Below are 19,736 nucleotides of genomic sequence, written 5' to 3'. Positions count from 1 at the left end.
GCTTACTTTGTTTCACGGTGTAACGTAGACTTCTTGTCACGCTTGCAATACTTTTTAAGCTCGATACGCTCAGCGTTGTTACGTTTATTTTTCTTTGAGATATAGTTACGATCTCCGCATTCTGTACATGCTAGAGTAATATTCACACGCATTCTTATTTCCCTCCAGTACTAATAACTTAAATCAGACTATACTATAATACCACTTTTAAAAAAAAAATTCTACACCTTTTGATATTGTCTAATTTTTTCTATAAGATTTTTCATATTTTCCCTTGCTATTACTGGGTTTCTAGCATGTGAATACACCAAAAATTTTGGTTGTTTTATGTCAGAAACGATATAAGACCACTCTTTTTCAGTATATTTGAACTGCACTCCTTCAAATATCCCTTCTCCCTTCCTTTCTATATCATCCAATAATTTCCTCATAATTTCCCCTTTTTCATTCCATGAACATACCACTTCATCATAAAGTAAATAGAGCGGAGGTGATTGCTCTACTATGCTGAGAAACGTTTTTCCTTGCAATGCTATTAGCTCGAATAATTTTCCAATCCGATATAAAATATCTCGCTTCCACCTCACTTGAAACGACTTTCTTTCATCCTGCGTATAAAATAGAAGATAACATTCTCCTAACTTCAAAGACATTGGGTAAATATTTCCTGTCGATTCGAGCAAGAAATCTGGAATATCTACCTCTTCCAAATCTGTACCTTGGTAAATATTACTATGTTTATCGTATAACTCGAAATGATTTCCTTTCTCCGAAAACATAAGAGCCATATTCGCTTTACTTGATTTCATCAAAGCTTTCACATGATCTTTTTGTTCGCTTGCATAAATCCATGTAACTGTACAACCAAGTCTTTGCAGAAAGAGCATAAGTAAATGTTGCAACGTATCATTTCTCTTATTAATAAGAAGATGAAACTTCTGCATCTGTATTTTCTCGATATCAATATGCTCCAATATAACTTCTATATACTCATTCATAGAAACATGAACGAGCTTATTACGCCCCATTTCTTTCTCCTGCACGTAATAAAACAATTCGGACATATATATTTGTTCTATCTCTTTTTGCTGCTTATACGTTAACGGCATGCCAGCTTGACCGTATAACTTTATAACAATCTCATTCTCATTCTCCACTTGAATGAAAACACCACCTGCACATTGCAAATGATGAACACTATATTGAAAAAGTGACTCGTTCATTTCTTTACATTCCATCGTATGAATCCCTATACCATGAATAGCATGTAAAAATAAATTTTTATAAGAGGTTGTTTCTATATTTTCTTGACTTCCAATTAATATACTTTCTCCTTTTTCAAAAAGAGAACCATACGCCATCGCAATCTTCACGATAAACTGGGGAGTAATTTCAACATTCCCTCTTCCTACAATGCGGCTTTTTTGTAACCACCCTGCACTCATTTCACTCTCTTGAATACCAGCCGCTCCTACTATCGAATGACTATCAATCGCCTTATAAGGCCATAGTTTTCCTTTTTGCTTAATTACCGTACTTCTCCCGATATGACAGTGATCCGCTACAACACTTTTTTGAAACAGTGTAACATCATCTTCAACTATTGTACGCTCTCCTATTGTCGTTTCTAATAGTTCACAATACTTCCCAATGTGGGCATTCGCAAAAACAATACTTTTTTGAAGATGAGAATAACTTGAAACGATACTATTTTTCCCAATAATAGAATATGGCTCAATTACAGCTCCTGTACCAATCTTTGCTCCTTCTCCAATAAAAGAGGGGCCATGAATTTTCGTCCCTTTACCAATCGTCACCCCTTCCCCCATCCATACCATAGGTAATACTTCTGTATAAGGAATAGGTACTTGTAACTTTTTCGTTAACAAATCAAATTGTGCTTGTCGATATTGATTAAATGTGCCGATATCTAACCAATAACCTTCTGACAAATATGCGAATAACAAATTTTTGTTTGCCAATAATGGAAACACATCATGACTGAAATCAAAAAATTGCCTAGGCGGTATGTAAGAAAAGATTTCTGGCTCCATAATATATATGCCTGTATTCACAACATTAGATACTACCTCATTCCAGCCCGGCTTTTCTATATATCGTGTAACCTCCTGGTTTTTATTCATTACAACCAATCCAAATGAGAGTGGATTTTCTACTTCTTTCACAAACATTGTTACCATTCTTTTCTTTTGTTCATGAAACCTAATTCCTTCTGATAATTGAAAGTCAGTTAATGCATCCCCGCTTATCACAACAAATGTTTCATCTAAAAATTGTTCTGCTTGTTTAATACTCCCTGCTGTGCCAAGCGGAGGAGAGTCTTCAAAATAATACAAGTTAACTCCCCATTTACTACCGTCACCAAAATATTGCTTAATGGTCGTACTCATATATTGAACAGTAATTGCAATTTCACGAATACCATGCTGACGTAATAACTCAATATTATATTCTAAAACTGGTTTTTCTAATAATGGTAACATCGGCTTTGGAGTATTACATGTTAATGGTCTAAGGCGTCTTCCTTTTCCTCCAGCTAAAATAACCCCCTTCATATACTTCAGCCTCCACTTATATAATGTTCAGTAACTCCATATACCATATGTATATTCCCTATCCCACATGAACTAGCAGCATAAACTTGATTAGTTAAACAAATCCTCATTTAGAAGACCATATAATTAAATTTCTCACCTATAAAAACGTATGTTTCAAACAAAAAGAAAGCGCTTACTGTAAATTGGTAAATAATACTTATTAACAACAAACATATATACTAATTTTTCCATTACATTATGATACATCTTATCATCATAAACTAAAGGAAACAACGAGCTTTTTTTGTCATGTTTTGACTAAAAAAAGCAGGTGATTTCTCATCACCTGCTTTTATTCCTACTCATTCAATAAATAATGCTTTCCTTTCACTAAATAAAAGACATTTTCAGCAATATTTGTAATATGATCTGCTACACGCTCAATATATCTCGCGACAAATGATAATTGTGTAATTTGCGTAATTGCTTCTGGTTGTTCCGGAACCGACGATATAAACTCACGAATTGCTTTTCCATATATTTCATCAACGGAATCATCCATTTCAGCAATTTGTTTCGCAAAAGTTAAATTTTCTTGTTCATATGCTTCTAACGCTAAATGCAACATCTCATTTGCAACCGCAAACATTTCATCCAGGTTGTGCAAACTAACAGCCACTTCTTTTTCCCCAAGACGAATTGTAGCCTTTGCAATATTAACAGCATGATCTGCAATACGCTCTAAATCTGTCGCTGTTTTAATTGAAATAAAAATCCTTCTTAAGTCACTTGCTACAGGTTGCTGCTTCGTAATGAGCATAAGCGCAAGATCGTTTATTTCCTCTTCTAAATTATCCATGCGGTAATCACCATCAATGACCTCTAACGCTTTCTCTACATCCCTTGTATGCAGACCTTCCATAGCCATCAATAAAGCCGCATTTGCTAATTCTCCAAGCTCGATCACCTTTTGCTGTAACGCTTTTAAATCACCTTGAAACTGTTCTCTTACCATTTTTCTTCCCCCTCAATATTATGTGCCATTATATAAAAGTGAAACTTTAATCAACCCTCATCAATCGGGATTTGATAGGCAGCAAGATCCCCTCCCTAACTTCTTTGCTTTCGCTAAATTTTAAGGTGGGGGTCTTACTGCCCGCAAATAGCGGGGTAAATCTCCTACATAGCCTCTTGCGCTTGTAATAAACCTTAAGATAAGGAGAAGTATTACTTCTCTATTAACAGTAAGATAAAATAAGAAATGCCCTCTGTTAAGAGGGCATTTGCTCTTAGCTTTGAAACGATATCAACCAAAGCGACCTGTAATATAATCTTCTGTACGCTTATCTGAAGGAGTCGTAAATAATTTGTTTGTATCTGTATACTCCACAACTTCCCCGCTTAAGAAGAAAGCTGTTTTGTCTGAAATACGCGCTGCTTGTTGCATATTATGCGTTACGATAACAATACTAAAATCTTTCTTTAGCTCTTGAATTAATTCTTCTACTTTTAATGTTGAAATTGGGTCTAATGCCGATGTTGGCTCATCCATTAAAATAACGTCTGGCTCAATAGCTAAGCAGCGTGCGATGCATAGACGCTGTTGCTGTCCACCAGATAAACCGTATGCATTATCGTGCAAACGATCTTTTAACTCATCCCAAATCGCTGCTCCACGTAAACTTTTTTCAACAATTTCATCTAATGTCTTTTTGTCACGAATACCATGGATTTTTGGACCGTATGCTACATTCTCATAAATAGATTTTGGAAATGGATTTGGCTTTTGGAACACCATTCCTACATGCGTTCTTAATTCTTCAACTGGATATGATTTATCAAATATATTGCGTTCTCTATATTCAATTACACCTGTAGTTCGAACAATCGGTACTAATTCTACCATGCGATTTAATGTTTTTAAGTAAGTTGATTTACCACAGCCACTTGGACCGATAATGGCTGTAACTTCATTCTCATGAATACTTAAATTAATATCTTTTAAAGCATGGTCTTCCCCATACCATAAATTTAAGTTTTTCGTATCAAATACTACCTTCTTTGGCGCAGTCTCGATTTTCTCTTCGTTTTTCACCTGTACATTTACTACTGTTGCTACCATTTGAATTCCCCTTTCATCCACTTCCAACTTATTTTCGATTTCGTAACCATAAAACAAATATATTAATAAATAGCAACAAACCTAACAAAACAATCATCCCAGCTGCTGCTACATACTGAAATTCTTCTTGTGGCCTACTCATCCAATTAAAAATTTGAATTGGTAGAACTGTAAATCTATCAAACATACTAAATGGAACATAATTTGCAAACGCAAGTGCCCCAATAACTAATAGTGGTGCAGCTTCTCCAATTGCTCTTGATATCGCTAACGTACAGCCCGTTATAATCCCTGGGAAAGCATATGGCAATACAATTTGATACATCGTTTGCCACTTCGTAGCACCTAATCCGTAAGAACCCTCTAATAATACACTTGGTACTGATCGAATTGCTTCTTGACTCGCCACAACAACTGTTGGTAAAACGAGTAGACTCATCGTCAGTGCTGCTGCAACTATACTCTCTCCTAAATGAAGAGCATATACAAAAATAGTTAAACCAAGCAATCCAAATACAACGGATGGTACTCCTGCTAACGTTTGATTATTAATCTCTATTATTTTTTTAAATAGAGATTCCTTCGCATATTGCTCTAAATAAAGTGCTGTTCCAACTCCAAATATAAAAGAAACAGGTATAACAATACTCATAAATAATATTGTCCCTGACAAAGCTGCAGCAATACCAGCTTCTTTCGGATTACGTGAAGCGAAATTTGTAAAGAAATTTATTGAAAGATAACTTATACCTTTTTCAACAATTTGAAACAGTAACAAAAACAAAATTACGATTGAAAATAAAATTGCTATATAAAATAACAATTTGTAAATTCGATCTTTTAAAAAGCGTGATGCCATGTTTTTTTGTATTTTTTTATGATTCAACATTCGCATATTATGTCATCCTCCTAAAACGGCGCATAATAGACTGCGAAATGATGTTCATAATAAAGGTAAACAAAAATAACGTTGCACCTACAGCATACATGCTGTAATACGTAATCGTTCCATGCGGAGCATCACCTAAACTTACTTGCACAATATAGGCTGTTAACGTTTGAATAGAATGTGTCGGATCAAGCGATACATTCGGTGTGGATCCTGCTGCAATTACAACAATCATCGTTTCACCAATTGCACGAGAAGCCGCTAATATAATCGCTGCCATAATCCCTGTAAAAGCGGACGGAAACACCACTTGTTTTACCATTTCAAACCGCGTCGCTCCGAGTGCTAATGAAGCTTCTTTCGTCCCTTTCGCCACAGCTCTCATCGCGTCTTCAGATAGAGATGCAACTGTAGGCATCATCATAAATCCGATAACGATTCCTGGACTAATCGCATTAAAAAACTGTAAATCTGGTATAAGCCTTTGTAAAAGCGGCGTAACAATTGTTAATGCAAAAAAACCATATACAATTGTCGGGATACCTGCTAATAGCTCTAACATCGGCTTTAATATTTTCCGTGCACTATTTGAAGCATATTCGCTTAAAAATACGGCACACGCTAAACCGATAGGAATTGCTACAAACATAGCAATTGCAGTTATAAGGAACGTTCCACATATGAGTGGTAATATACCGAATTTAGGGTCTTCAAAAAATGGTAACCATTCTTTCTCCGTCAAAAAGGAGTATAATGATATTTTTTGAAAAAACATGATTGTTTCATTAGAGAGCGTAAAAACAATTCCAAGTGTCGTCACAATAGAAACGCTAGCAATTATTTTTAGTAATAAAGGCACTATTCGATTGATTCGCTGCGTTTTTTTTCTTTGTTTTGTATTTCTTTCAATCAAATGTTGTACAGAAAATGTAATTTGACTTTTGTCATTATGAGCCAAAGATGAAAACCCCTTTCCACCCTGACATTACCTTTTTATTTCTGTTAACATACGCAGCTGTTCATTGTATTTTTCTTTTCGTAATTTTACATACCCGACCTCTTCAGCGAGGTTACCGACATGCTGAATCATAAACTCAACATAGTTTGCTACATTCATTTTATTTCGGATAGATGCATTATTCACATAAGCAAGTAGCGGCCTAGATAACGGCTTATACTTACCTGATTGAATGGTCTCTTTCGTCGGAAATACACCATTTACTTTTATTGCTTTCACCTTATCTCGATTAGCCATATAATAAGCATATCCTACAAAAGCAATGGCATGTTTATCATTCATTACCCCTTGCATAATAACTTGATCATCTTCAGACAAAGAGACTTTTTTTACAATGCGATGATTTTGTAAGATGACATTTTGAAAATAATCATACGTACCAGAGTCTACGCCTGGTGCATAAAACTTCACTTGTTCACGTGGCCATGTTGAATGAATTTGTGACCATCGCTTCTCTCTTCCATCTTCACTCCAAAGTAGTCGTAACTCGTCTACTGACATATCGTCTACCCATGTATTATGGCGATTCACAACAATCGTAAGACCGTCGTTAGCAACCTCAAAAGGTGTGAACTGAATAGAGTTTTTCTTCATTTCATTTTTCTCGACTTGTTTCATTACTCTCGAAGCATTATTTATATCTACTTCTCCTTTACTGAAACGATTAAATCCTCCCCCAGTTCCAGAAATACTGATGGAAATTTTCACGTCTGGATGCACCTTTGTATATTCCTCCGCTACTGCTTCTATAATAGGAAAAACCGTTGAGGATCCATCAACTCTCACTTCTCCCGTATCATTTAAAGCAAATGCAGTAGACATTTCAAAACAGAGGAACCATATTGATAATACGAAAATCTTAATCGGTGTACGCATCCATTTCACGTGTTCTTCCTCCTAGAAGTAACCGGAAATAACAGGATTACAGATATAAGAATACTGCTAAACTATTAATTCGGTTTTAATTGTTTGTAAAAGTTTTGTAAAGTTCCACAAAAATCAACATACGATACAATTTTAATTCAGTAGTAGCTATTCATTTCCTCTGATGATTTCCCTATAAAATATTTATTCCCTATCCCACCATATACAAGTATCATTTATAGGGCCGCGTTTTTTAAATGTTGTATACTTGTCCACATTTATTACACGATATGCATAAACCATAAAAAAAAGCACACTATCTTTTCAGATAGTGTGCTTTTTTACAACTTTTTTATTCATCATCTTGCTCTTTATTTTTATTGTCTTTATCATCTTTTGGAGCTTCACCATTTACTTCTTTGTTTTTCAAATCAAAGTAAGCGTCCATAATTTCACGACCAATATATCCATTAATACCAGTCTTATCATCATGTACCCACGGAACGACAACAGAGAATGCTACTTCTGGATCTTCAAGTGGCGCATAACCTACTAATGTTAAGTTATATGTTTCCACACGTTCACCTTTTGCATTTCTACCAATCTCTTTATCTCCACCATACACAGTTTGAGCTGTACCAGTTTTCCCAGCAGCTTTATATTTTGCACCTGTAAAGTACTTTGTAGCTGTACCACCTGAATCATTATACACTTGTCTAAATCCTTCTTGAACACGTTTAATTTGCGATTCTGGCATATCAATACGATTTAATACTTTCGGTTCCATAGATTGAACAACTTTCCCAACTTCATCTGGTTTCACTGCCGGTTGACGAATTTCTTTTACAACTTGTGGTTGCATACGATATCCACCATTGGCAATCGTCGAAATATATTGCGCTAATTGAAGCGGTGTATACGTATCATACTGTCCAATTGATAAATCTAGTAAGAAACCTGGTTGACTACTCTTACCCATCTGACCAGCAGATTCATTCGGTAAATCAATTCCTGTTTTTACACCAAGTCCAAACTGTCCGAAATAATAACGCATCGTATCAAATGCTTTTTGAGGTATATCTAACGTACCACCTCTCACATATGGAACACCGGCGATATTCATCGCTGTTTTAAACATATAAACGTTAGAAGACATTTTTAAAGCTGTAAGGTCATTAATGTATCCCATCGTTTTCCAAGACGACTTCGTAGGTGTACCTTTTAATTTAATTGGTTCATCCAATTGTACTGCCCCTGGTTGAATCGCACCAGTTTGATATCCAGTAAGTACTGTTGCACCTTTTACAGTTGACCCCATCGGATAAGAACTTGTCATGGTACCTAATGCAAAGTCATTTACTTTCGTTTGACCATCTTCGTTAACTAATTGTTTCCCCGCCATAGATAAAACTTCACCATTTTTTGGGTTCATCATTACAACAAATGCGCGATCTAAAAGAGGTTCACTTCCTTTAAACCTCATTAAATTCTTCGCAAGAATATCTTCCACGCGCTTTTGTAATTCCATATCAATTGTTAAGTTCAGGTCATTACCACTTTGTCCTTTTGATACATTAATCGTTTCTAAAATATTACCGTTTTTATCTGTAACATTTCTAACTTCTGCTTTCGTACCATGCAGGCTATCTTCATACTGTTGTTCAAGATAACTTTTTCCTACTCGGTCATTTCGATTGTAATCACGAACAAGATAGTAATCTAGTCTTTCTCTCGGTAAGCCTTCATCAGATGTCGACACCCCACCAAGTACACTTCGGAATAAATCATCGTACGTATATTTTCGCTCCCAATCAACATTCGTATCTACACCTGGTAATGCTGCTAGGTTTTCACTAATAATCGAATATTCCTTTTCTGTAGCATCCTTTTTAATAACTTGAGGTGTCATTGCATATCCGCCGTCCATCTTACTCTTAATCGCTAGTATTTCTAGATCTTTTGCGGATAATTGATTAATCTCTTCTTCTGTTACACGACTTCGCTGACGCTCGTCTAATTCTTTATCATCAATTTTTTTATCTTTAAACTCTTGACGATCTTTATTCGTAATTTTTTCTTTAGCTTCCTCTTTATGCATAGCAAGCCAATAATCTTTTTTATCGCGATCTGTTAATTTATCTGTCGGTACTTCAATCAAATCTGCTAGCTTTTTCGCTGTTTCTAAGCGATCCTCTGCAGTTGATCCTTTCATTTTTGTAAATGTAATAGTACGAATGGCTGCATTATCTACTACAGGTCGCCCATAACGGTCAAATATTTTCCCACGCGGTACAGGATTACTTATCGTTGAGTTTTCTTTCTTCTCCACTTCATTCTTATATTCTTCACCGCGAACAATTTGTACATATCCGAGCCTTACAATAACCGCGGAGAACATTAAAAACACGCAGAAAAACAACACGTTTAATCGAAAAGGAACGTGGGTCTTTTTCTTATTTTGCTTCTGCTTCTTGCTCATACAAACCCCCTCTACCAACAGCTATGTAATGTGAAAGGGACACCTTCATACAGGTGTCCTCACTGCTGTCTTACATCTTTTTCTATTCTAGCATAAAACAAACGAGAAGTTAACCTTCTGGTTCAGTTTGGTTTTGCGCGTTCCCTTGCGTTACAACACTTGTTTTACTCGCATTTCCCTCATCATATTTGACATTTTTAACTGCAAAATAAATAAGAAAATGTCCAGCACCTAAAATACATAATAAGTAAGGTAAACTTTTTTCAGGTGGAAAGAATAGTACAGCACATAAAAAACTTAAAATGGAACAGATTCTTCCGGCGTTTAACCATAACTCCCGAACAACGACATATTCCACACGCCATTCTCTCGCATTTTTCGCTCTACCAATTACGTCATATGTCATTGATCCGTACGGAACAAGTAAAATAGGATATGCAATCGCAATACATGCCGCATAAATAAGTAATTTCGTGTATGTAACATTGAAAATAACTAAAAAGACGACAGCATATAAAATAATGCCTCCAAGTAAAATTGCTTTTTTTCGCCACTCTTTCTTTAACATACGAGCAACTAAGTAATAACATACAAAGGATACAGCAGAGTTCACTAAACTGTATTTCCCTAATGCGAACTCACTATTAGTTGCTAAATAAACATATACTGAAATGACAAAAATAAACGTTCCTTCTCTCAATCCTTGGAAAAAATGAGCTCGTGTAATCTTTCCCCAATTTTTATCAATCCGTCGTTCTTTCAATACTTGCACGATTTCATAACGCCCTTCACATTCTCTTTTAGATAAAAAGAAGCTTAAGACGATAGCAATTGCAAATAGAACTAATGAAAGAAAGAATATAACAGTATAACCACTCCATTTCTCCATACGTGAAATTGTGTATCCTGCTGCTATTGGTCCGATCATCCCAGAGAAGGATGTAAGAAGTCCAAGAAACCCATTAAAGAAATCTCTTGTTTCTGGTTCTGTAATTTCAAATGTCAATAAGTTAAAAGCCAACCAGTAAAAACCGTATCCTACTCCTAAAAGAGCCCCCATTAATAAAATATACTGAGAAGCACTTTTTCCTGCTACTAAGACAACGATAAAAAAAATTGCGAGCGTTCCTACCCCTATTCGTAATAAAATCGAGCGATCGATACGTTTCGCTAATTTCCCCCCTACAAGAAATGTGAGAGGCTGTAATACCACGCTTGCTAAATTATACAAGCCAAGATTCACATAATTTTGTGTTTGTTTCCATAAATAAATATTTACAAACGTATTCGATAAAGAAATTGCGAGCGTGTATAAACCTCCTATAAGGAGCAATAACACTAAATCCCGATTCACTTCAACGTCACCAATTATATGTTTCCATTTCATACACAACTCTCCTTTACTTCATGTTCTAGTCTTCCAAAGACAAGCCCAATTATGTAAAAGGAAAGCATAGAAAAAAGCTAGGGGCTCTCCCCTAGCTTTTTCTATATTTATTACAATTATTTTGCTTCTTGGTAACGTTTTTCAGCAGCGTTCCAATCTACAACGTTCCAGAATGCACCGATGTAGTCTGGACGACGGTTTTGGTAGTTTAAGTAGTAAGCATGCTCCCAAACATCTAAACCGATAACTGGCGTTTTACCTTCAGTTAAAGGAGAATCTTGGTTTGGAGTGCTTGTTACTTCTAACTCACCATTGTTTACTACTAACCAAGCCCAACCAGAACCGAAGCGAGTTGCGCCAGCTTTTGCGAATTCTTCTTTGAATGCATCGAAGCTACCGAATTTTGCTTCAATTGCAGTTGCAAGTTCACCTACAGGTTGTCCTCCGCCATTTGGAGATAGGATTGTCCAGAAGAATGTATGGTTAGCATGTCCGCCACCATTGTTACGTACTGCTGTACGGATTGCTTCTGGTACTTCGTTTAAGTTTGCAACTAATTCTTCTACGCTTTTGTCAGCTAATTCTGCATGACCTTCTAAAGCAGCGTTTAAGTTTGTAATGTACGTGTTGTGATGTTTTGTATGATGGATGTTCATTGTTTCTTTGTCAAAGTGAGGCTCTAAAGCATCATACGCATAAGGTAAATTTGGTAATTCGTGTTTTGCCATTGTTATATTCCTCCCAGTTTATGTATTGCCACTTAAGTGACATACAACTTCATTCTACCCTAATTGCCATAGGGTGCAAACAAATAAATCACATTGTCTTGCTATCATTAAAGTAGCAAAATTCCCACTTCTTTTCAATTAAAATGCTCATATATTCCGTAAAAAAAGCTTCCTTCTACAAGGAAGCTTCCTGCTAACATAATAAACATGTGAAATGGATATGGACCCTGTAGGACTCGAACCTACGACCGGACGGTTATGAGCCGTCTGCTCTAACCAGCTGAGCTAAGGGTCCACAATTATGTATGTAACAACATATCAAATAAAGGAATTCCTATCGGATATGCTCTTTAAGAAATGTAAGATAAATTTACCATATAGAAAAGAAAAGTGTCAATTGTATTTTTCTTATTTAAAAGAAGAAAGTTAATAAAAGAAATTTAGTTATCTCCACTATATGTAAATATAATATATCTTGAGATTCTCTAGATTACTACGTTACAATGATTTTATACATACATAAAGGAAGTGAATCTATGTCCATATTTACCCAATTCGTAAAAAGCATATACTCGCCTAAAGATATGGCGCTATTCCGTTTTCAAAAAATCGGTAAAACCATTTTGTATATTATGCTGCTTTGCTTAATTACTACTATTCCAAGAACTTTTTTGTACGGTAGTTTTATCCAAGATGGTGTAAGCATGGTAAATCAAGTCATCGATAAAGATTTACCTGATTTTAAAATTGAAAATGGCGAACTAAAAGCCGATATTGATCAACCTATTGAAAAAGAAGAAGGAAATGCACTTTTCGTATTTGATCCAAATTCAACAGACCTAGAAAAATATCAAAATAAAACAGGTTTATTTGTTTTAAAAGATAAAGTAGTCTCTATGGGAAATGGTCAAATACAAACGTATTCTTATAACGATTTGTTAGGTGCATCTCTTGAGAAAAAAGATCTACAAGAATTTATTTCTTTATTCGATAATATTTATCCAATTTTATTATTTGTTATTGGATTCTTAGTGTACCTATTCCAATTATTCATCACTTTTGTAGGTGTGACTTTACTTGCGTTCATCGGTTCTGCTATGAGCGGTCAACGTAAACTATCCTATAAACAAGTTTGGACACTAACTGCATACAGCTACACAATCCCAACAATCTTCTTTATGATTATGGATGCATGTAAGATTGTCGTACCTGGATCAACATTCATCTATATCGCAGTTGTTTTAATTGTTCTGTACTTAACGATTAAAGAAGTTCCAAAACCGAAAGAAAAATAAGAACGAAAAAAAATGCCTAAATAGGCATTTTTTTTTTGGACAAGCATATATTCCTAGCAAAGGAGTGAAGAATATGAAGAGATTAGGTATATTCCTATTCGTGCTTGTTCTCGGTTATATATTTTATTACGATATAAAAATCGGTACTTTACCGATGTTAAGTTCATATAAAAAAACAACTGCTGCTCAAACGATTAAAAAAGAAAACACAGACAGTCAGCAGAATAAAGAGAACAAAACAGAAAAAGAAACGGATGTATCTTATAAAACAATTGAAGTAAAAACTGGTGAGACAGTTCTTTCTATTACAGAACAAATTAACAAGAAAAAAATTCCTTCCATAGAAAAAGTCATTGACGACTTTAAACAATTAAACAAAAGTACATCTGCTACAAAAATACAAATTGGAAAGTCTTATAAATTCCCCTTATATCAATAAGCTATCACTTAATCCTTGTCAATTACATAAAGGCGCTGATACAATAGTAAAAGTGAAACCGAGTACTTCGGTTTCTATAGCCCTATATCACGTATACTATCATTGATATGAGGGACTAAATAAGAAACTTCTTTTATAAGGAGAGCGATCTATTCGTGAATGAAATGACTCATCGTACAAAAACACGTCCAGTTAAAGTCGGTAATTTAACAATCGGCGGTAATAATGAATTAATTATACAAAGTATGACAACAACAAAAACACATGATGTTGAAGCAACAGTTGCTGAAATTAAGCGTTTAGAAGAAGCCGGCTGTCAAGTCGTCCGCGTTGCCGTTCCAGATGAACGCGCAGCAGATGCTATTGCTGATATAAAAAAACAAATCAACATTCCACTTGTTGCTGATATTCATTTTGATTATCGCCTTGCTTTAAAAGCAATTGAAGGCGGCATTGATAAAGTACGTATCAATCCAGGTAACATTGGTCGTCGCCATAAAGTAGAAGCTGTTGTAAATGCAGCAAAAGAGCGCGGTATTCCAATCCGTATTGGTGTAAACGCTGGTTCATTAGAGCGTCATATTTTAGAAAAGTACGGGTACCCAACTGCAGATGGTATGGTTGAGAGCGCGCTACATCATATTAAAATTTTAGAGGACCTAGATTTCCACGATATTATCGTATCTATGAAAGCCTCTGATGTTAACTTAGCAATTGAAGCATACGAGAAAGCTGCTCGTGCTTTTGATTATCCATTACATTTAGGTATTACAGAATCTGGAACATTGTTTGCCGGAACTGTAAAAAGTGCTGCTGGTCTTGGAGCAATCTTAAATAAAGGCATCGGAAATACACTACGTATTTCATTAAGTGCTGATCCAGTTGAAGAAGTAAAAGTTGCTCGTGAACTATTAAAATCATTCGGTCTTGCGTCTAACGCAGCAACACTTATCTCTTGTCCAACTTGTGGTCGTATTGAAATTGATTTAATTAGCATCGCTAACGAAGTGGAAGAATACATCTCTACACTTCAAGTACCAATTAAAGTTGCAGTACTTGGTTGCGCTGTAAATGGCCCTGGTGAAGCTCGTGAAGCTGATATCGGTATTGCCGGTGCACGTGGAGAGGGATTATTATTCCGTAAAGGGCAAGTCGTTCGTAAAGTACCAGAAGAAACAATGGTAGAAGAACTGAAAAAAGAAATCGACGTAATTGCTGCTGAAATGGCTGCTGAACGAGAAAAAGAAAAAGAGACACAAGAACAATAAAAAGAAGGTTGCCACAACATTTGTGAGCAACCTTCTTTTCTACGTAAAAAAGCTCGTCAGTTATATAACCGACGAGCTTTTACTTTGCACATTTTGGACAACGACCATATATTTCAAACTTATGCCCCGTTACTTCATAACCGGTAAAATCTTTATTCATAAAATCCATTGGACAGGAAGTAATCTCTTTCGTTCCCCCACAATCCAAACAAATAAAATGATGATGATGTTCCATAATAGAACAAGTAAAACGAAAATGTTTTTCACCATTTAATTCCGTTTGTTCTAAAACACCAATCTCAGCAAAAACTGTTAAGTTACGATAAATCGTATCAAAACTAAGCCCTGGATAATCGTCCTTCATATGCTCTAAAACGTCTTTCGCAGTTAAATAACGATTATGTGCTGCAAATAATCTGAGCATCTCTTCTCTTTTTCCAGTATGTTTGTATCCTTTTTCTTTCATTAGGCGTAAAGCTTCTGTTAGATTCATACCTATCCCTACTTTATGCAGTTTTTTTCTTCTTCCATAAAATCGCACCGATTAAAATAAGAACTGCTATCATAACAATTGTACCACCTGGCGCTAGATCAAGTTGATACGAAGCAAACATTCCACCAATTACTGCAATTTCACCAAATAAAATGGAAAAGAAAATTGTTTGTTTAAATCCTTTAGCAATACGAATACTTGCTGCAACTGGTAACGTCATTAATGATGATACAAGAAGAACCCCCACTACACGCATTGATACTGCAATGACAAGAGCAACTAATATAATGAAAATAAAGTGAATCCATTTCGCTCTTAAACCAGTTGATACTGCGTATTCCTCATCAAATGATAATAGAAACAGCTCTTTATATAATAAAATAATTGTCGCAACAACAACAATTGCTACAATCCCAATAATAATTAAATCTGTACTTGTTACAGCACTGACACTACCAAATAAATAACTAAATAAGTCTGTGTTAAATCCATTTGCAAGTGAAATGAAAATAACTCCAACCCCCATACCTGCCGAAAGGATAATTGGAATTGCTAATTCTTGATAGTGCTTATATACAGTTCGTAACTTTTCGATTAGTAGCGCTCCACCAATCGAGAAAATCATCCCCATATATAAGGGGTTTAAAAACCCACCTGTAAAAATGGTTTTTTCAAGTAATAAACTTGCTGCAATACCCGATAACGTCACGTGACTTAATGCATCCGCAATAAGAGATAAACGACGAATAACAACAAACACACCAATTAGCGGTGCAACAAGTCCAATTAAAATACCTGCGTATAAAGAATTACGTAAAAAGTCATATTGTAAAAAATCTTGTATCATTATATCCTCCCGTGATGCTCATGTTCGTGTTCTAAACGATGAACATGATGTCCATATAAGACGGACATTTCTGCATCTTCTAACTCTCGGAACTTCTCTACATTTCCATGGAAATGTAGATGTTGGTTTAGGCATGCAACATGTGTTACTTTTTCAGTAACAGCTCCCATATCATGAGTAACAAGAATTAATGTGATCCCGAGCCTTTTGTTTAAATCCTCTAATATTTCGTAAAAACTTTCCACATTTTTCACATCGATTCCAACAGTAGGCTCGTCCAAAATAAGCAATTCAGGATCACTAACGAGCGCACGAGCAATAAATACACGCTGTTGCTGTCCACCAGAAAGCTCTCCAATGTTACGACCTTGAAACTCACTCATCCCTACATCAGCAATTGCTTTTTCTACCTTTTTCTTATCCTCTTTTGTGAAAAAGCGAAAAAGCCCTTTTTTCGAAACAAGTCCCATTGACACAACTTCAGAAACAGTTGCTGGAAAACCAGAATTGAAACTATTTGCCTTTTGGGATACATAACCAACTTTGTTCCATTCCTTAAACTTCTTACTATCAACGCCAAACACGCGAATGCTTCCTTCTTTTGGCTTTAAAACACCTAATAAACACTTAAGTAAAGTTGATTTACCTGAACCATTCGGTCCCACTAAACCTAAAAAAGCTCCCTTCGGAACTTGCAAATTAATATTTTCTAACACATTCCGATCTTCGTATCGGAATGTTAAACCTTCAATTTCTAATATATTATTCATAGCATCTCACCTATTTTAATTCAGAATGATTCCGATTTATATCTATTTGAATTATAGTACAGCTTATTATAGTTGTAAACCAATCTGCCTAAAATATATCTATTTTTTCAAGAAACCTTACTATTATAACAAAAAGCAGAGAAAAATTCTCTGCTTTCGAAAAATATTCCTATAAACTTTTTAGTGAATAGCCGATTTAAACTTACCACCATTTGTCTCTTGCGTGCTCATAATCGTAACAAACGCATTTTCATCAATTTCATGCACAATTGATTTTAACTTCGTCACTTCTAGACGCGTTACAACTGCATAAATAACTTCTTTTTCTTTATCCGTGTAACCACCTTTCGCTACAAGCTTTGTAGTTCCACGGCCAAGACGATGCAAAATCGCGTTTGATACTTCCTCATATTGATCAGATACAATTAAAACCGCCTTCGTTTCATCTAGCCCTTGAATTACTGTATCGATCGTTTTAAATGCGATATAGTACGTCATAACAGAATACATCGCTTGTTCCACACCAAACACAAATGCTGCCCATGCAAAAATAAATAAGTTCACAAACATTACGAATTCACCAACAGAGAACGGTAATTTCTTCGTTAATAAAATCCCCATAATTTCAGTTCCATCTAGCGATCCACCATGACGAATTACAAGTCCTACACCAAGACCTAAAATAAGACCACCAAACACTGTCGCTAAAATAGGTTCTGTTGTAAATGGTGGTACCGCATGTAACGTTGACTCAATGAAAGCTAATGCTACAATACCAAATGTCGAAGATAACATAAATGTTTTTCCAATTTGCTTATAACCGGAATACATAAATGGGATATTGAGAACAACGACTAAAGTAGAAAAACTTAACCACCAAATGTTAGGAGTAAGATAATCTAATATAAGAGAAATACCAATAATTCCACCATCAATAATTTTATTTGGCATTAAAAATAGTTCAATTGCTACCGCCGCGCATGCTGCTCCAAAAATAATCATAACTAAACGATAAATGAGATGAATAACACTTTCTTTTCGATGTTGCTTTTGCTCCATAAGTCCTCCCTTTACTCTTTTTCTGTAGTTTTGTCCTTATATTATAACATACGCTTCTTTTCCTCATGAAAAAAGAAACTCCATACGAATATGTACAAGCTATATGCTCATATATTTCGATAGAAGAACGCGTGAAGGAGGATAATAAGATGAACCTCATTAAACAAATTGTTAATAAAAAATTAAATCATATTTCTACAAAAGAGTTATTAAAATATAGCAAAGAATATGAAGTTCCCATTACAGCCGCACAAGCTGATCAAATCGTTTTACTTATGAAGGGTAAAAATATTAATATTTACGATAACAACGAGCGACTAGAGCTCTTAAAACAAATCGCAAAAGTAACTTCCCCTGCCACTGCCCAACAAGTAAATACATTATTTCAGCAACTACTAAAATAAGGAGGGGATTTCCCCCTCCTTATTGCGCTTTAATTTTTTCAAGAAGCCCTTCATCAAAAGTGCCGTTTTTCAGCATTTCGATTTCCAATTTGTATGGCGGCTTCTTATCTTTTTTATCTTCCCCTACATACGGTGTTTCAAGAATTTTTGGTACATGCATTAACTGTGGATGATGTACAATGTGATGCAATGCTTTATACCCAATGTGACCAAATCCAATGTTTTCATGACGGTCTTTTCCTGCTCCGCGTATATTTTTACTATCATTAATATGAAGTACTTGTAAACGATCTATACCAACGATCTTATCAAATTCGTTTAATACGCCGTCAAAGTCATTTACAATATCATATCCTGCATCGTGCGTATGACATGTATCAAAGCATACAGATAGCTTTTCATTATATTTTACACCATCAATAATTTTTGCAATTTCTTCAAAGCTACGACCGCATTCTGTTCCCTTTCCTGCCATCGTCTCTAACGCAATGTTAACCGTCTGTTCTGGCGTTAATACTTCATTAAGCCCTTTAATAATTTGTTGAATACCAGCATCCGCTCCAGCACCAACGTGCGCTCCTGGGTGAAGAACAATTTGTTTCGCTACACCTAATGCCGATGTTCTTTCAATTTCCATGCGAAGAAAGTCTACGCCTAATTGGAATGTTTCTGGCTTCGTCGTATTCCCAACATTAATAATATACGGCGCATGGACGATAATTTCCTCAATTCCGTTCAGCTCCATATGTTTTCTTCCTGCTTCTATGTTCAATTCTTCAATTGGTTTTCTTCGTGTATTTTGCGGTGCACCTGTATAAATCATAAACGTTGTTGCACCGTATGAAACAGCCTCTTCACTTGCTGCTAATAACATTTTCTTACCACTCATGGAAACATGAGATCCAATCTTTAACATACAATCACCTCTTCAATATACAATAGATATAATGATAGCATAATTTGTAGAAATATGTAGTGAATTGTTTGTTCACAAAAGATGCACTACACAAATTTATATGACTATTTATACAGACTATACTTTTCATTTAAATTAGCTGGATTAAGTGAAACTTTAATCAATACTTTTCTATCCATATTGATTACACCTCCCACAAA

General features: G+C 35.4%; 19 protein-coding genes and 1 tRNA gene. 4 read left to right on the top strand and 16 right to left on the bottom strand.

Annotated elements, in window-relative coordinates; all coding sequences use genetic code 11:
- Nucleotides 1–2 precede the first annotated feature (2 nt).
- The 11 genes from rpmG to ES895_RS02565 form a co-directional block, all read right to left on the bottom strand.
- Nucleotides 3–152, bottom strand: a complete 150-nt coding sequence (gene rpmG / locus ES895_RS02615; RefSeq protein ID WP_001265616.1) for a 50S ribosomal protein L33 — start codon at nucleotides 150–152, stop codon at nucleotides 3–5.
- Nucleotides 153–221: 69 nt separating this feature from the next.
- Nucleotides 222–2,576: a sugar phosphate nucleotidyltransferase gene (locus ES895_RS02610; protein WP_070756952.1), complete on the bottom strand. Its 2,355-nt coding sequence runs from the start codon at nucleotides 2,574–2,576 to the stop codon at nucleotides 222–224.
- A 340-nt stretch (nucleotides 2,577–2,916) separates the two neighbouring features.
- Complete coding sequence (gene phoU, locus ES895_RS02605; RefSeq protein WP_000251243.1) at nucleotides 2,917–3,573, bottom strand: phosphate signaling complex protein PhoU; 657 nt, start codon at nucleotides 3,571–3,573, stop codon at nucleotides 2,917–2,919.
- Between the two features lie 291 nt (nucleotides 3,574–3,864).
- A complete protein-coding gene (gene pstB / locus ES895_RS02600; protein ID WP_000226681.1) occupies nucleotides 3,865–4,680 on the bottom strand; it encodes a phosphate ABC transporter ATP-binding protein in 816 nt (271 codons plus the stop codon).
- Between the two features lie 28 nt (nucleotides 4,681–4,708).
- Nucleotides 4,709–5,575, bottom strand: coding sequence for a phosphate ABC transporter permease PstA (gene pstA / locus ES895_RS02595; protein WP_001242559.1), 867 nt, complete (start codon nucleotides 5,573–5,575; stop codon nucleotides 4,709–4,711).
- Between the two features lies 1 nt (nucleotide 5,576).
- The gene (gene pstC, locus ES895_RS02590) at nucleotides 5,577–6,527 is read right to left on the bottom strand and encodes a phosphate ABC transporter permease subunit PstC (protein ID WP_000940912.1); all 951 of its coding nucleotides are present in this window, start codon (nucleotides 6,525–6,527) and stop codon (nucleotides 5,577–5,579) included.
- Between the two features lie 27 nt (nucleotides 6,528–6,554).
- Nucleotides 6,555–7,472 (bottom strand): PstS family phosphate ABC transporter substrate-binding protein, encoded by a 918-nt coding sequence (locus ES895_RS02585; RefSeq protein ID WP_000871823.1) that lies wholly within the window; start codon nucleotides 7,470–7,472, stop codon nucleotides 6,555–6,557.
- A gap of 331 nt (nucleotides 7,473–7,803) precedes the next feature.
- Nucleotides 7,804–9,930 (bottom strand): peptidoglycan D,D-transpeptidase FtsI family protein, encoded by a 2,127-nt coding sequence (locus ES895_RS02580; protein ID WP_000038983.1) that lies wholly within the window; start codon nucleotides 9,928–9,930, stop codon nucleotides 7,804–7,806.
- Between the two features lie 109 nt (nucleotides 9,931–10,039).
- On the bottom strand, nucleotides 10,040–11,317 hold the full coding sequence (locus ES895_RS02575; RefSeq protein WP_000871383.1) for an MFS transporter: 1,278 nt from the start codon (nucleotides 11,315–11,317) through the stop codon (nucleotides 10,040–10,042).
- A gap of 116 nt (nucleotides 11,318–11,433) precedes the next feature.
- Nucleotides 11,434–12,045 carry a superoxide dismutase [Mn] gene (gene sodA / locus ES895_RS02570; RefSeq protein WP_001052031.1) on the bottom strand — a complete coding sequence of 204 codons (612 nt, stop codon included), beginning with the start codon at nucleotides 12,043–12,045 and terminating at the stop codon, nucleotides 11,434–11,436.
- Nucleotides 12,046–12,266: 221 nt separating this feature from the next.
- Nucleotides 12,267–12,340: transfer RNA gene (locus tag ES895_RS02565), tRNA-Ile, on the bottom strand.
- A 241-nt stretch (nucleotides 12,341–12,581) separates the two neighbouring features.
- Between ES895_RS02565 and yqgB the strand changes: the two genes are divergently transcribed.
- The 3 genes from yqgB to ispG all read left to right on the top strand — a co-directional run bounded on the left by yqgB (nucleotide 12,582) and on the right by ispG (nucleotide 15,047).
- Nucleotides 12,582–13,340, top strand: a complete 759-nt coding sequence (gene yqgB / locus ES895_RS02560; RefSeq protein ID WP_000021899.1) for a protein YqgB — start codon at nucleotides 12,582–12,584, stop codon at nucleotides 13,338–13,340.
- Between the two features lie 73 nt (nucleotides 13,341–13,413).
- A complete protein-coding gene (yqfZ, locus tag ES895_RS02555) occupies nucleotides 13,414–13,779 on the top strand; it encodes a protein YqfZ (RefSeq protein WP_000825416.1) in 366 nt (121 codons plus the stop codon).
- Between the two features lie 164 nt (nucleotides 13,780–13,943).
- Nucleotides 13,944–15,047, top strand: a complete 1,104-nt coding sequence (ispG, locus tag ES895_RS02550) for a flavodoxin-dependent (E)-4-hydroxy-3-methylbut-2-enyl-diphosphate synthase (RefSeq protein ID WP_153577907.1) — start codon at nucleotides 13,944–13,946, stop codon at nucleotides 15,045–15,047.
- A gap of 79 nt (nucleotides 15,048–15,126) precedes the next feature.
- Here the strand turns inward: ispG and ES895_RS02545 are convergent, their stop codons facing one another.
- From ES895_RS02545 to ES895_RS02530, 4 genes are all read right to left on the bottom strand, one after another.
- The gene (locus tag ES895_RS02545; RefSeq protein ID WP_001054516.1) at nucleotides 15,127–15,540 is read right to left on the bottom strand and encodes a Fur family transcriptional regulator; all 414 of its coding nucleotides are present in this window, start codon (nucleotides 15,538–15,540) and stop codon (nucleotides 15,127–15,129) included.
- 13 nt (nucleotides 15,541–15,553) lie between these two features.
- On the bottom strand, nucleotides 15,554–16,387 hold the full coding sequence (locus ES895_RS02540) for a metal ABC transporter permease (protein WP_000613815.1): 834 nt from the start codon (nucleotides 16,385–16,387) through the stop codon (nucleotides 15,554–15,556).
- Nucleotides 16,387–17,157 carry a metal ABC transporter ATP-binding protein gene (locus ES895_RS02535; RefSeq protein ID WP_001059662.1) on the bottom strand — a complete coding sequence of 257 codons (771 nt, stop codon included), beginning with the start codon at nucleotides 17,155–17,157 and terminating at the stop codon, nucleotides 16,387–16,389. Before ES895_RS02535 ends, ES895_RS02540 begins: the two co-directional genes overlap by 1 nt.
- A 180-nt stretch (nucleotides 17,158–17,337) precedes the next feature.
- The gene (locus ES895_RS02530) at nucleotides 17,338–18,216 is read right to left on the bottom strand and encodes a YitT family protein (protein ID WP_000435963.1); all 879 of its coding nucleotides are present in this window, start codon (nucleotides 18,214–18,216) and stop codon (nucleotides 17,338–17,340) included.
- A 149-nt stretch (nucleotides 18,217–18,365) separates the two neighbouring features.
- Here ES895_RS02530 and ES895_RS02525 point away from each other — a divergent pair, with 149 nt between their 5' ends.
- Entirely contained in the window at nucleotides 18,366–18,620 is a 255-nt protein-coding gene (locus ES895_RS02525) for a DUF2624 domain-containing protein (RefSeq protein ID WP_001048954.1), read from the top strand.
- 19 nt (nucleotides 18,621–18,639) lie between these two features.
- Here ES895_RS02525 and ES895_RS02520 read toward each other — a convergent pair whose 3' ends face one another.
- Nucleotides 18,640–19,536 (bottom strand): deoxyribonuclease IV, encoded by an 897-nt coding sequence (locus ES895_RS02520; RefSeq protein ID WP_000912456.1) that lies wholly within the window; start codon nucleotides 19,534–19,536, stop codon nucleotides 18,640–18,642.
- Between the last annotated feature and the right edge of the window lie 200 nt (nucleotides 19,537–19,736).

Origin of the sequence: Bacillus sp. 007/AIA-02/001, assembly GCF_004634455.1 — a bacterium.
GTDB classification, from domain to species: Bacteria; Bacillota; Bacilli; order Bacillales; family Bacillaceae_G; genus Bacillus_A; species Bacillus_A cereus.
This window is presented reverse-complemented; position numbering and strand designations above follow the sequence as displayed.